The organism is Pseudomonas sp. GM84 (genome assembly GCF_000282535.1).
Taxonomy (GTDB): Bacteria; Pseudomonadota; Gammaproteobacteria; order Pseudomonadales; family Pseudomonadaceae; genus Aquipseudomonas.
The window spans coordinates 1-13,086 of record NZ_AKJC01000032.1 but is presented as its reverse complement, the minus strand read 5'-3'; the positions used below and the strand labels follow the sequence as shown (position 1 = coordinate 13,086).

The window sequence follows — 13,086 nt, the reverse complement described above, 5'->3', positions numbered from 1 at the left end:
CCGGCGATAGGGCCGGGACAGGCCACAAACGTATGGAATTTTTCACAAGCGGCACCGGTCCCATTTAACAAGAGGCCAGCAGTCCGAGGCCCTTGACCCTCAACCACGCAAGGACTCCGCCATGACCACGATCCTCATCATCATCCTGATCCTGCTGTTGATTGGTGGCTTACCGGTCTTCCCTCACTCGCGCAGCTGGGGCTATGGCCCTTCCGGCATCGTCGGCGTGGTGCTGGTGATTCTGTTGGTGCTGTTGTTGCTCGGCATGATATGACCCCACCGCGTTGTGCCCGGCCTGGCGTTCCAGCTGCCGCTCCAGGCGACTCATGCCGTCGCCCATGGCACGGACAGCCAGGCTGAGCGCCAGCCGCTCCAGCGGCACGGCCTGGCAGCAGCGCTCGACTTGCTCGCACAGATCAACCAGCGCCTCGGCGCGGGAAATGCGTGCGCCGCCTTTGACCCGATGCGCCAGCTCGGCGATGGCGTCGGGTGCATCGCCCAGGTTTTCCAGGCGCTGCAGGTCTTCACGGTTGCTCGCGCGCAAGTCTGCGAGCAGTGCCTTCAATGCGGCCTCGTCGTTGCCCACCAGGTGCCTGAGGTGCTGCAGGCAAATCATGGCGCCCTCCTCGTCCTGCGACCCTGGGGGCTGGGCGTCGATCAGGGCCTGGGTCAAGCTGTCGAGGTCCAGCGGCTTGAACAGGCAGTCGTCCATCCCCGCCTGGCGGCTGCGCCGACGCTCGACCTCCTGGGCACTGGCGGTGAGGCCGATCAGCCGGCAGCGCGGGCGCCCGCTGCGGCGTTCATGTTCGCGGATGGCGCGTGCCAGGCCGTGGCCATCGAGGCGCGGCATGTTGCAATCGCTGATGACCACATCGAAATGCTCCTTGAGCCACAGGCGCAAGGCCTGGGCACCATCCTCCGCTACCCGCGCCTGATGCCCCAGGTAGTCCAGCTGCTGCGCCAGCAACAGCCGGTTCGCCGGGTAATCATCGACCACCAGTACCCGCAGCCGCGCCTCGCCTTGCACCGGCAAGGGTGACGTTTCAGGCGTCGGTGCCTCGATCGGCAGCAAGGGCAGCGTGAGCTGCACGTGCGCTTCGGTGCCTTGCCCGAGCGTGCTGCGCAGGCGCAGCTGGCCGCCCATCAGCTGGCACAGGCTGCGGCTGATGCTCAGGCCCAGCCCCGCGCTGGCACGGGGTGACTGCTTCTGGTTGCTGGCCTGGCGAAAACGTTGCCCGAGGCCGGCCAGTTCACCGGCGGCGATGCCCATGCCGGTGTCCTGGACCAGCAGCCCCACGCTCAGCTGACCGTCGACCGCCAAGGCCTGCAGGCTGACTTTGATACGACCGTGCTCGGTGAACTTGATGGCGTTGCTCAACAGGTTGGCCAGCACCTGCTTGAAGCGCAGCGGATCGAGCATCACCTCGGTGTCCACCGCACCGCTCATCTGCATCTGCAGATCGAGCCCCTTGCCACGGGCCTGCTGCTCGAACAACTGGACCACCCGCGCCACCAGTTCGCGCAAGCGCACGTGCTGCGGCGCCAGCTGCAGGTGGCCGGTCTCGATGCGCGTGATGTCGAGGATGTCGCCGATCAGCTCTTTCAGCCCGCGCGCGGCATCGGTGGCCACCTCGATGGCCAGCCGGTCGAGGATGCCCTGGGCGGCCTTGCGCTGGGCCAGTTCCAGCATGCCCAGCACCGCATGCAAAGGCGTGCGGATCTCGTGGCTGATGGTGGCGAGGAACTCGGTCTTGGCCTGGTTGGCCGCATCCGCCGCGCGCTTGGCCCTTCGCAACTGCACCTGCAGCCGGCGCAGGTAGCGGATCCACAGCAGGGCAACCACGAGCAGGCCCAACGCGGTGCCGAAACCGAACAGGATCTTGCCGCGGTAGCGTGGCCAGACGCCGTCGGGGACGATCATCGGGTTACGCCAGCGGCGCACCAGCATGCCGGTCTCGCGGGGAGTGAGGCTGAGCAGCGCGCTGTCGATGATGCCCAGCAGTTCGCTGGCGCCCCGGGCGCCGGCCAGGGCGAAGTGCGCGGGCGGCAGGGCCAGACTGGCGCTGATCTGCAACTGCCCGGGGTACCAGCGCGCGACCAGCGGGCGGGCGTCGTCCAGGGTCAACAAGGCCGCATCCACCTTGCCCTCGGCGACCGCGCGCAAGGCGTGCAGCGGGCCCGGCAGCAGGCGCTGATGCACCTGCGGGTAGCGATGCTGCAGCAGCTCGACCATGGCGCTGCCCCAGACCAGCGCGACACGCCGCCCGAGCAGTTGCTCAAGGCTCTGCGGTGCATCGACGCCCGTGCGACTGACCAGAACCCGCGAGCGCTCAGGTAGGCCCGGCTGAAGCCCAGGCGCCGCTCCAGGCTGGCGCTGTAGGGCAAGCCGGCGATCAATTGCGCCTTGCCCTGGTTCACCTGCTCGATCATCTGCTCGACGCCCGCCCCGGCCTGCACCTCGAACTTCAGGCCCGTGCGCCGGGTGATCAGCTGCAGCATATCCAGGGTCAGGCCCCGCAACTGCCCCTTGCTGTCGCGGTAGCTGAGCGGCAGCAACTGGTCATCAACCAGCACCCGCACACTGGGGTTGTCGTGGAGCCAGCGCTGCTGGGCCTCGCTCAACTGCACGGCCTGGGTCGCCCGGGCGTTGCCTGCCAACGGGCTCCAACGCTCGGTGATACGGGCATGCTGGGCCGGGCTGATGCTGTCGAGGGCAATGTCCACCAGCCGCGGCAAGGGCGAGTCGTTGTCGAGCATGGCAAAGCCGATCCCTTGGCGCGGCACGGCGGCGTGGCCGATCTCCTCCACCGCACCGAGCTGGCTGCGCCCTTGCACGTAGCGCGCGATCAGGGCATTGCCCAGGTACAGGTCGGCCTGGCCGAGGGCCAGCGTGGCCAGGGCACTGAACGCCGTCGGGTGCACCTGCAGCTGGGCCTGGGGGTAGAACTGAGCCACCTGCGCGGGCGTGCGGTAGCCGTCCACCATCACCAGGCGCAACGGCTGGTCCTGCTCGATCCGCTCTTTCTGCTCGTGGGCGAGCAGCAGCGGGTGGTCCTCGGCGTAGGGCGGCGACAACCGCAGGCCCGCCTGCAGCGCCTGCTGCGTGCTGACCGAACCGAGCAGGTCCACCGTTCCATCGCGCAGCGCCGCCAGCGCCGCCTCGAACGAGTCGAACACCTGCACTTGCATGCCCAGGTTCAGGTGTTCGGCCACAAGCCCCGCATAGTCGGCGGTGATGCCTTCGTAGGCGCGGCCGGTGCCGAGGATATCCAACGGCGGCTGGTCGCTGCCCAGCACCCCCAGACGCAGCACGCGGTGGCGCCACAGCCAGCGCAGGTCGCCGCTGTCGGGCTCGGCACGCGGCCCGTCGAAGGCAGCGCGGCCATGGAACACCGGCGCCGCCAGGCCCGGCAAGGGAAACAGACAGCACAGCAGCATCAGCCAGAACGCACGCACGGTTCAGATCAGTTGGTTGCGACGAGCGAAATCCGCCATGTCGATGAGCGAGTTGAGGCGCAGCTTTTCAAGCAGGCGACCTTTGTAGGTGCTGACGGTCTTGTTGCTCAGCAGCATGGCTTCGCCGATGGCCTTGTTGCTCAGGCCGCGGGCCAGGTGCTGGAGGATCATCAGCTCACGGTCGCTGAGGCAGGCGATGCGCTGGGCGTCGGTGGCGTGCAGTTCCTGGCTGTGCACCGAGCTCAGCGTCACCTCGGGGAAATAGGTGAACCCCGACAACACCGCGCGCACCGCCTTGTTCAGTTCGCCCAGGTCGTTGGTCTTGGAGACGAATCCGGCCGCCCCGGCCTGCATGCAGCGCAGGGAATAGGCTTCGGCCATGTGCGACGTCAGCACCAGGGTCCTGGGCGGATGCTCCTGGCGCTTGACCCGGTCGATCACCTCCATGCCGTCGAGCCCGGGCAGGCTGATGTCGAGGATGATGATGTCAGGCGCCAGTTCACGCGCCATGCGCACCGCTTCGATGCCGTTGTCGGTCTGGCCGACGATCTGCAGACGCTCCTGGCGCAGCAGCATGCACACCGTGGAACGGATGAAAGGGTGGTCGTCGACCACCAGTGCCCTGTGCATGATCCACCTCGCTGATAGCCCACCCATATGATCCTGGTGATGATGGTCTTTTGCGCGCTCACAAAAAGCAGGAAATTTCCCTATGGCTTGAGGAAATTTCCTAAAGACAACTTTTTGTGATTGCTGCTTGGCACTTGTTGAGGTTTCTGTGGCCCCATCGCCGGCAAGCCAGCGCCTGCAGGTTCAGTGGGGTACCTGTGGGAGCTGGCTTGCCAGCGATGGGGCCCGCAGAAACGACAACGCCCCGACAGACGGGGCGTTGTGTTCAAGCTACCGATGCAGGTTTAGTGCGACACCGCCCCGCTGGCACCCAGGCCAGTCTGCGAACGGACGAACTGCGGGTAGAACAGCGCACGCTCGTCATCGGCCGCCTTGGACTTGTCGGTGACCGAGAAGAACCAGATACCGACGAAGGCGATGAGCATCGAGAACAGCGCTGGGTACTCATACGGGTAGATGGCTTTCTCATGGCCGAGGATCTGCACCCAGATGGTCGGGCCAAGGATCATCAGCGTCACCGCACTGATCAGGCCCAGCCAGCCGCCGATCATGGCACCGCGGGTGGTCAGCTTCTTCCAGTACATCGAAAGCAGCAGCACCGGGAAGTTGCAGCTGGCCGCGATGGAGAACGCCAGGCCGACCATGAAGGCGATGTTCTGCTTCTCGAACAGAATCCCCAGACCGATCGCCAGCACGCCCAGGGCGACGGTGGTGATCTTCGACACGCGGATCTCGTCCTTGTCGTTGGCCTTGCCCTTGCGCCATACGCTGGCGTACAGGTCATGGGACACCGCCGAGGCACCGGCCAGGGTCAGGCCGGCGACCACCGCCAGGATGGTGGCGAACGCTACCGCCGAGATGAAGCCGAGGAAGATGCTGCCACCCACGGCATCGGCCAGGTGCACCGCCGCCATGTTGTTGCCGCCCAGCAGGGCGCCGGCGGCGTCCTTGAACTCTGGGTTGGTGCTGACCAGCAGGATCGCGCCGAAGCCGATGATGAAGGTCAGGATGTAGAAGTAGCCGATGAAGCCGGTAGCGTACAGCACGCTCTTGCGCGCTTCCTTGGCGTCACTGACGGTGAAGAAGCGCATCAGGATGTGCGGCAGGCCAGCGGTACCGAACATCAGCGCCAGGCCCAGGGAGAACGCCGAGATCGGGTCCTTGACCAGGCCGCCCGGGCTCATGATCGCCTCGCCCTTGGCGTGCACCTTGATCGCTTCGGAGAACAGGGTGTTGAAGTCGAAGCCCACGTGCTTCATCACCATCAGCGCCATGAAGCTGGCACCGGAGAGCAGCAGCACCGCCTTGATGATCTGCACCCAGGTGGTGGCCAGCATGCCGCCGAACAGCACGTACAGGCACATCAGGATGCCCACCAGGATCACCGCGACGTGGTAGTCCAGGCCGAACAGCAGCTCGATCAGCTTGCCGGCACCGACCATCTGGGCGATCAGGTAGAACGCCACCACCACCAGCGAGCCGGAGGCCGACAGCGTGCGGATTTCCTTCTGCCCGAGGCGGTACGAGGCCACGTCGGCAAAGGTGTACTTGCCCAGGTTGCGCAGGCGCTCGGCGATCAGGAAGAGGATGATCGGCCAGCCGACCAGGAAGCCGATCGAGTAGATCAGGCCGTCATAGCCCGAGGTGAACACCAGCGCGGAAATACCCAGGAACGAGGCGGCCGACATGTAGTCGCCGGCAATCGCCAGGCCGTTCTGGAAACCGGTGATCTTGCCGCCGGCCGCGTAGTAGTCGGCGGCCGACTTGTTGCGCTTGGAAGCCCAGTAGGTGATGCCGAGGGTGAAGGCGACGAAGGCCACGAACATGGCGATCGCCGAGACGTTCAGCGGCTGCTTCTGCACCTCGCCGGTCAGGGCATCGGCGGCCCACACGGCGGGTGCGAAAACGCCGCAGGCCAGGACGGCCAGGGCTTTGGCGTGGCGAATCATTGTTGCGCCTCCTTCAGGATGGCCTTGTTCAGCTCATCGAATTCGCCGTTGGCGCGGCGTACGTAGATGGCGGTCAGGACGAATGCCGAAACGATCAGGCCGACGCCCAGGGGAATGCCCCAGGTAATCGACGACTCGGGGCTGAGCTTGGCGCCCAGCAGGTGAGGACCGTAGGCGATCAGGAGGATGAAGGCGCAGTAGAGGCCGAGCATGATCGCCGAGAGAATCCAGGCGAAGCGCTCGCGTTTGCTGACCAGCTCCTTGAAGCGGGGGCTGTTTTGTATCGAGAGGTAAATGCTGTCGTTCATTGTTTTTGTCCTAGCAGCACAGGTAGGGGATGGAACCCACACCGTCACTTTATGCTGCCGTTGGACGCCAACCAGACGACCTTAGTCTTAGATGCAAGAGTGTTTTGCAGGATCAGTAACAAAGTAGAGGCCAATGTGGCCTTATCGCCGGCAAGCCGGCTCCCACAGAGTACAGCGGGGTACCCTGTGGGAGCCGGCTTGCCGGCGACAAGGCCTCACTGGCCCCCGAATCGATTACTTGCCGGTCCACTCCTTGACCCGCTCCGGATGCTTGGCCACCCAGTCCTTCGCAGCTGCCTCAGGCTTGGCCCCATCCTGAATCGCCAGCATCACCTCGCCGATCTCATCCTTGGACTGCCACTGGAACTTCTTGAGGAATTCGGCAACTTCCGGCGCCTTCTTGCCCAGCTCCTGGCTGCCGATGTTGTTGACCGTTTCCGCCGCGCCATACACCCCTTTTGGATCATCCAGGAACTTGAGTTTCCACTTGGCGAACATCCAGTGCGGCACCCAGCCGGTCACCGCAATCGACTGTTGCTTGGGATAGGCGCGTCCCAGCTCCGCCGTCATGCCTGCCCCGGAGCTGGCCTGCAGCTTGTAGCCGGTGAGGTCGTAATCCTTGATCGCCTGCTCGGTCTTGATCATCACGCCGGAGCCTGCGTCGATACCGACGATCTTCTGCTTGAAGCTTTCGTCGGTCTTGAGGTCTTCAATGCTGGTTGCCTTGACGTATTCGGGGACGATCAGGCCGATCTTGGCATCCTTGAAGTTGGCGCCGTAGTCGACCACCTTGTCCTTGTTCTTGGCCCAGTACTCGCCATGGGTTACCGGCAACCAGGCCGAAAGGATGGCGTCGAGCTTGCCGGTGGCCACCCCCTGCCACATGATCCCTGCGGCCACCGCCTGCAGCTTCACGTCGTAGCCGAGCTTCTGCTTGATCACTTCGGCGGCCACGTTGGTGGTCGCCACGCTGTCGGCCCAACCATCCACGTAACCGATGCTTACCTCTTTGGCCATTGCCTGTGCAGTGCTCATGGCCAATACCAGGGCAGTACCCACCCCCAGGAAACGTCGCATTTTTTTCAAAGTTGCCATCAAAGCATCCCCTCGTCAGGTCTTGGAAATTGCATCATGTGCCTGCAACCATAGCTGACCTGCTCCATCTGCGACCTGTACCCCAACCCATTGCGACAGCACTGTGCCATTAGCGGCAACGGCCTGCGCGGCTCTGCGCGATCCTTGCATGCCAAAGGATTGGCGCCGGGCTACTATCTAACGTTTTGCGCCTGACGATGGACCGCCCGATGCCCAACCCTGCCCGCCTGCTGTTACCGCTCTACGTGCTCGCCTGCCTGCTCGCCCTGCTCGGCTTGGGGGGGCTCTGGTACGGGCTGGGCAAGCCGCTGCAACTGCCAGACGCCGCCAGCCCCACGCACAAGCTGCAGTGCGCGTCGTACACACCGTTCGACAAGGACCAGTCGCCCTTTGACCAGCCCTTTCGCCTGCGCCCGGCACGCATGGACGCCGACCTGGCGCTGCTGGCCGAGCGATTTCAGTGCATCCGCACCTATTCCATGACCGGGCTTGAAGCGATCCCGGCGCTGGCACGCAAGCACGGTTTGAAGGTGATGCTCGGGGCCTGGGTGAATGCCAACCCGGTCGATACCGACAAGGAAGTGCAGTTGCTGATCGCCGCCGCCAACGCCAACCCGGACGTGGTCAGCGCAGTTATCGTCGGCAACGAGGCGCTGTTGCGCAAGGAGGTCACCGGCGAGCGCCTGGCGGCGTTGATCGGTGAGGTGAAGCGCCAGGTCAAGGTGCCGGTGACCTACGCCGATGTCTGGGAGTTCTGGCTGCAGCATCCGCAGGTGGCACCCGCGGTGGACTTTTTGACCATCCACCTGCTGCCCTACTGGGAAGACGACCCCAGTGGCATCGATGACGCCCTGGCCCACGTTGCCGAAGTGCACCAGGTGTTCGCCAACCGCTTCGCGCCCAAGGACATCTTCATCGGTGAAACCGGCTGGCCCAGCGAAGGCCGCCAGCGCGAGACCGCCGTGCCCAGCCGGGCCAATGAGGCGCGCTTCATCCGCGGTTTTGTCGCCATGGCCGAGACCCATGGCTGGCACTACAACCTGATCGAAGCCTTCGACCAGCCCTGGAAACGCGCCAGTGAGGGCGCGGTAGGCGGCTACTGGGGGTTGTACGATGCCGACCGGCAAGACAAGGGCGTGCTCGAAGGGCCTGTCAGCAACCTGCATTACTGGCCGCAGTGGTTGCTGGCCAGCGGGGTGCTGATGGCAGTCATGCTGGTGCTCGCCGGGTGCCCTGCCAGCACTGCCGGCGCACTGCTGCTGCCCCTGCTGGCGGCGTTTGGCGCGGGGTGCCTGGGGCTGTGGGGCGAGTTGATGCGCAGTCATGCGCGGTTTGCCGGGGAGTGGCTGTGGGCGGTGTTGCTGGCGGGGCTGAATCTGCTGGTGCTGCTGCATGGCGCCCTGGCCATGGCGCGACGTGAAGGCTGGCGGGAACGCCTGTTCGCCTGGCTCGAAGCACGTGCCGGTTGGCTGTTGCTGGCGGCGGGGTTCGCGGCAGCGGTGAGCATGCTGGCGATGGTGTTCGACCCGCGGTACCGCAGCTTTCCTACAGCGGCGCTGACCTTGCCGGCGGTGGTGTACCTGTTGCGGCCCGTGGCGGCGGCGCGGGCGGAGGTGGCATTGCTGGCCTTCATGGTCGGGGCTGGGGTGTTGCCGCAGCTTTACCGGGAAGGGCTGGAGAACCAGCAGGCCTGGGGCTGGGCGATGGTCAGTGTGCTGATGACTGCAGCGTTGTGGCGCAGCTTGCGGCTGCGCAAGGCTGGATGACGGCGGTGTTTTCTTCGCGGGGCAAGCCCGCTCCCACAGGATCTTCACCGTCCTGAAACGCAGCACATTTCCTGTGGGAGCGGGCTTGCCCCGCGAATGGGCTGCAAAGCAGCCCCTGTCAAACGCGCCGCGCTTGCCGAACCAGTCGCAACCCCGCCAGCACCACTGCGAACACTGCAATGCTTGCGGTATACAGCACCAGCGCCGGCACCCCGAACACCAGCGCCAGCACCGCCAGCCACCATCCGCCGCGCCCCGAAACCACCTGCGCCAGCAATGCCAGCCCCAACCCGGCCCAGGCCAGCACCTGGAAGTGAATCCCCAGTCCCAGCAGCGAGCGGACCTGGCACTGCCAGTACTCGCCCGGCACGGTACACAGCCCAACCCACTGGGCATCCTCCATCAACCCATAACGCACGCCGTAGCTGGCCACGAGCCAAAGCGCCAGAAACAGCAACAGCAGAGCGGCCGGCAACGATCGAGACATCCCGTTCTCCAGTAGCAGTCATCGAAAGCAGGCATGATCGCGCAAGGCTTGCCGTAAGGCAAAATCATGGGCTTGCAGCTATGTTGCAGTTAACAAGCACACCAAAGGCCACTGCACCTGGCAACTTTGCTGGCACACACGTGGTCCTAGCCTGCGTATTGCACGACCTTGTACCTTCTGGGGGATTACATGCTTCGACCTTGGCGCCTTGTCGCCCTTCTTGGCGGCCTGCTCATGGCTGCAGCCGCGTCGGCACGGGATATCGACGCCGCGAGCTACGGCTTCCCCTTGACCAACCCGTTCGAGGCGACCATCGCCACCACTCCGCCCGAACAGCGACCGACACTGCCCAGCGACGATGAAATCGACCAGGCCGACTACAGCCTCAACCTGCGCCCGGAGCGTGAATTCACCCTGCCCGACAACTTCTGGTCGGTGAAAAAACTCAAGTACCGCCTGGCCAAGCAGGACCATGAAGCACCGCTGATCTTCCTCATCGCCGGCACCGGCGCGCCCTACTCCAGCAGTATCAACGAGTACCTGAAAAAGCTGTTCTATCAGGCCGGCTTCCACGTGGTACAGCTGTCGTCACCGACCAGCTGGGACTTCATGAGCGCCGCCTCGCGCTTCGCCACCCCCGGCGTGAGCAAGGAGGACGCCGAGGACATGTACCGGGTGATGCAGGCCGTACGTGCCCAGCACCCGCGTCTGCCGATCAGCGAGTTCTACCTCACCGGCTACAGCCTGGGTGCGCTGGATGCGGCGTTCGTCAGCCACCTGGACGAAACCCGCCGCAGCTTCAACTTCAAGCGCGTGCTGCTGCTCAACCCGCCGGTCAACCTGTACACCTCGATCAACAACCTGGACAAGTTGGTGCAGACCCAGGTCAAAGGCATCGACCGCAGCACCACCTTCTATGAACTGATGCTGGAAAAGCTCACCCGCTACTTCCAGGACAAGGGCTACATCGACCTCAACGACGCCTTGCTGTACGACTTCCAGCAATCGCGCCAGCACCTGTCCAACGAACAGATGGCCATGCTCATCGGCACCTCGTTCCGGTTCTCGGCGGCCGATATCGCCTTCACCTCCGACCTGATCAACCGCCGCGGCCTGATCATTCCGCCGAAGTTTCCGATCACCGAAGGCAGCAGCCTGACGCCGTTCTTCAAGCGCGCCCTGCAGTGCGATTTCGACTGCTACATGACCGAGCAGGTGATTCCGATGTGGCGTGCCCGCACCGACGGCGGCAGCATCCTGCAACTGGTCGATCAGGTGAGCCTGTACGCGCTGGAGGACTACTTGCGCGACAGTCCGAAGATCGCCGTGATGCACAACGCCGACGACGTCATCCTCGGCCCTGGCGATATCGGCTTCCTGCGCAAGGTATTCGGCGATCGCCTGACCCTTTACCCCCATGGCGGCCATTGCGGCAACCTCAACTACCGCGTCAACAGCGACGCCATGCTGGAGTTCTTCCGTGGTTAACAAATGCCTCCTCGCCACCGCCCTGCTGGTTGCCGGCAATGCCCTGGCCGCGGAAACCGCGCCACGCGCCAGTGTGATCGAAGCCGACCCGCAAGTGACGACGCAACCGCTGGAGCCGGAGTCCGATGGTTTCATCGACCCGCTGCGCGAACTGAAATTCAACCCCGGGCTCGACCAGCGCGAGTTCGAGCGCTCGACCCTGGCAGCCTTGAACGTGTACGACCCGCTGGAGTCGATGAACCGGCGCATCTACCACTTCAACTACCGCGTGGACCAATGGGTGCTGCTGCCGCTGGTGAGCGGCTACCAGTACGTCACCCCAAGTTTCGTGCGCACTGGCGTGAGCAACTTCTTCAACAACCTGGGTGACGTGCCCAACCTGTTCAACAGCGTGCTGCAGCTCAAGGCCAAGCGTTCGGCAGAAATCACCGCCCGCCTGATGTTCAACACCATCATCGGCGTGGGTGGGCTGTGGGACCCGGCGACCAAGATGGGCCTGCCGCGCCAGAGCGAAGACTTTGGCCAGACCCTGGGCTTCTACGGGGTGCCGGAAGGGCCTTACATCATGCTGCCGGTGCTGGGACCGTCGAACCTGCGCGACACCACCGGGGTGGTGGTGGACTATGCAGGGGAACAGGCAGTGAACTTCCTCAATGTGCCGGAAACCAGCAGCGATCATCCGGAGATCTTGCTATTGCAAGTGGTGGACAAGCGCTACACCACGCGCTTCCGCTATGGCCAGCTCAACTCGCCGTTCGAGTACGAGAAAGTGCGGTATGTGTATACCCAGGCGCGCAAGTTGCAGATAGCTGAGTAGTCGCCGCTCCTGGCCTCTTCGCGGGACAAGCCCGCTCCCACAGGATGTCCGCTGCCCTCAGATGTGGTGGGAACCTGTGGGAGCGGGCTTGCCCCGCGAAGAGGCCTGCAAAGCTGGCATCAAATCCCCAGAAACTGCTCCAGCTCCCGCCTTTTGGCCAACGCATCCCGCCGCCCCAGCTCGATCAGCTCGCTGCAGTAGCTGGCCTCGAACAGCAAGTAACTCAACACCCCCGCCCCACTGGTCCGGGTCGCCCCCGGCCCACGCAGGAACAGCCGCAACGCCGCCGGCAACTCGCGCCGGTGCCGTGCGGCGATCTCGTCCAGGGGCTGGCTGGGCGCCACCACCAGTACCTCGATCGGTGCCAGGCCCAGGCGCCGGGCATCCAGGTGCGCAGGCAGCAGGTGGCTGAGGTGGTTGAGCCGCTGCAGCAGCTCGATGTCATCTTCCAGGCTGTCGATGAAGGTGCTGTTGAGCATATGCCCGCCAATCTGCGCCAGGCTCGGTTGCTGGCCGCTGAACACACGCTGGGTCGGCAAAGGCGGCGCCGGCCGTTGCGGGTTGCCGCTGACCCCGACCACCAGCACGCGGCTGGCGCCAAGGTGTAACGCCGGGCTGATCGGCGCCGACTGGCGCACCGCGCCGTCACCGTAATACTCGTCGCCCAGCCGAACCGGCGCGAACAGCAGCGGAATCGCCGCGCTGGCGAGCAGGTGGTCGATGGTCAGCGGCGTAGGCACGCCGATGCGGCGGTGGCGCAACCAGGCGTCGATGGTGCCGCGGCCCTGGTAGAAGGTCACCGCCTGGCCGGCGTCGTAGCCGAACGCGGTCACCGCCACCGCACGCAAGTGCTCGGCGGCCAGGGCATCGTCGATACCGCCAAGGTCAAGGTGCGACTGCAGCAGCTGGCGCAAAGGGCTGCTGTCGAGCAAGGCCACCGGCGCGTTACCACCCAGGCCCAGCAGGTTCTGGCTGACGAAGCGGCTGGCCTGGCGAATCACCCCCGGCCAGTCGCTGCGCAGCACCAGGTGGCTGCGAAAGCCCTGCCAGAAACGGGTGAGCGCTTGCACCGATTCACTGAAGCGGCTGG

The 13,086-nt window shown here is 64.7% G+C and carries 11 protein-coding genes and 1 pseudogene; 4 read left to right on the top strand and 8 right to left on the bottom strand.

Annotated elements, in window-relative coordinates; translation table 11 throughout:
• Nucleotides 1–121 precede the first annotated feature (121 nt).
• Nucleotides 122–274 (top strand): DUF3309 family protein, encoded by a 153-nt coding sequence (locus PMI38_RS26285; protein ID WP_012271016.1) that lies wholly within the window; start codon nt 122–124, stop codon nt 272–274.
• 141 nt (nt 275–415) lie between these two features.
• On the opposite strand, the pseudogene PMI38_RS27405 reads toward PMI38_RS26285, so the two are convergent.
• The 6 genes and pseudogenes from PMI38_RS27405 to PMI38_RS02630 all read right to left on the bottom strand — a co-directional run.
• Nucleotides 416–1,921, bottom strand: a pseudogene (locus PMI38_RS27405) (response regulator); the annotation flags it as partial.
• Nucleotides 1,922–2,121: 200 nt separating this feature from the next.
• Complete coding sequence (locus tag PMI38_RS27250; RefSeq protein ID WP_050548542.1) at nt 2,122–3,456, bottom strand: transporter substrate-binding domain-containing protein; 1,335 nt, start codon at nt 3,454–3,456, stop codon at nt 2,122–2,124.
• Between the two features lie 3 nt (nt 3,457–3,459).
• The gene (locus tag PMI38_RS02645; RefSeq protein ID WP_008090330.1) at nt 3,460–4,086 is read right to left on the bottom strand and encodes a response regulator transcription factor; all 627 of its coding nucleotides are present in this window, start codon (nt 4,084–4,086) and stop codon (nt 3,460–3,462) included.
• 284 nt (nt 4,087–4,370) lie between these two features.
• The gene (locus PMI38_RS02640; protein WP_008090328.1) at nt 4,371–6,035 is read right to left on the bottom strand and encodes a cation acetate symporter; all 1,665 of its coding nucleotides are present in this window, start codon (nt 6,033–6,035) and stop codon (nt 4,371–4,373) included.
• Nucleotides 6,032–6,343: a DUF485 domain-containing protein gene (locus tag PMI38_RS02635; RefSeq protein ID WP_008090326.1), complete on the bottom strand. Its 312-nt coding sequence runs from the start codon at nt 6,341–6,343 to the stop codon at nt 6,032–6,034. Before PMI38_RS02635 ends, PMI38_RS02640 begins: the two co-directional genes overlap by 4 nt.
• 234 nt (nt 6,344–6,577) lie before the next feature.
• Nucleotides 6,578–7,438, bottom strand: coding sequence for a glycine betaine ABC transporter substrate-binding protein (locus PMI38_RS02630; RefSeq protein WP_008090324.1), 861 nt, complete (start codon nt 7,436–7,438; stop codon nt 6,578–6,580).
• 197 nt (nt 7,439–7,635) lie between these two features.
• Here PMI38_RS02630 and PMI38_RS02625 point away from each other — a divergent pair, with 197 nt between their 5' ends.
• Complete coding sequence (locus PMI38_RS02625; RefSeq protein ID WP_043272838.1) at nt 7,636–9,204, top strand: glycoside hydrolase family 17 protein; 1,569 nt, start codon at nt 7,636–7,638, stop codon at nt 9,202–9,204.
• A 118-nt stretch (nt 9,205–9,322) separates the two neighbouring features.
• Here the strand turns inward: PMI38_RS02625 and PMI38_RS02620 are convergent, their stop codons facing one another.
• Nucleotides 9,323–9,691 carry a hypothetical protein gene (locus PMI38_RS02620; RefSeq protein WP_008090320.1) on the bottom strand — a complete coding sequence of 123 codons (369 nt, stop codon included), beginning with the start codon at nt 9,689–9,691 and terminating at the stop codon, nt 9,323–9,325.
• A 189-nt stretch (nt 9,692–9,880) separates the two neighbouring features.
• Here PMI38_RS02620 and PMI38_RS02615 point away from each other — a divergent pair, with 189 nt between their 5' ends.
• Nucleotides 9,881–11,179: a serine/threonine protein kinase gene (locus PMI38_RS02615; protein ID WP_043272836.1), complete on the top strand. Its 1,299-nt coding sequence runs from the start codon at nt 9,881–9,883 to the stop codon at nt 11,177–11,179.
• A complete protein-coding gene (locus PMI38_RS02610) occupies nt 11,172–11,996 on the top strand; it encodes an MlaA family lipoprotein (protein ID WP_008090316.1) in 825 nt (274 codons plus the stop codon). Before PMI38_RS02615 ends, PMI38_RS02610 begins: the two co-directional genes overlap by 8 nt.
• Nucleotides 11,997–12,115: 119 nt before the next feature.
• On the opposite strand, the gene PMI38_RS02605 is transcribed toward PMI38_RS02610, so the two are convergent.
• A partial coding sequence (locus tag PMI38_RS02605; RefSeq protein WP_008090314.1) for a patatin-like phospholipase family protein occupies nt 12,116–13,086 on the bottom strand: 971 nt, incomplete at its 5' end.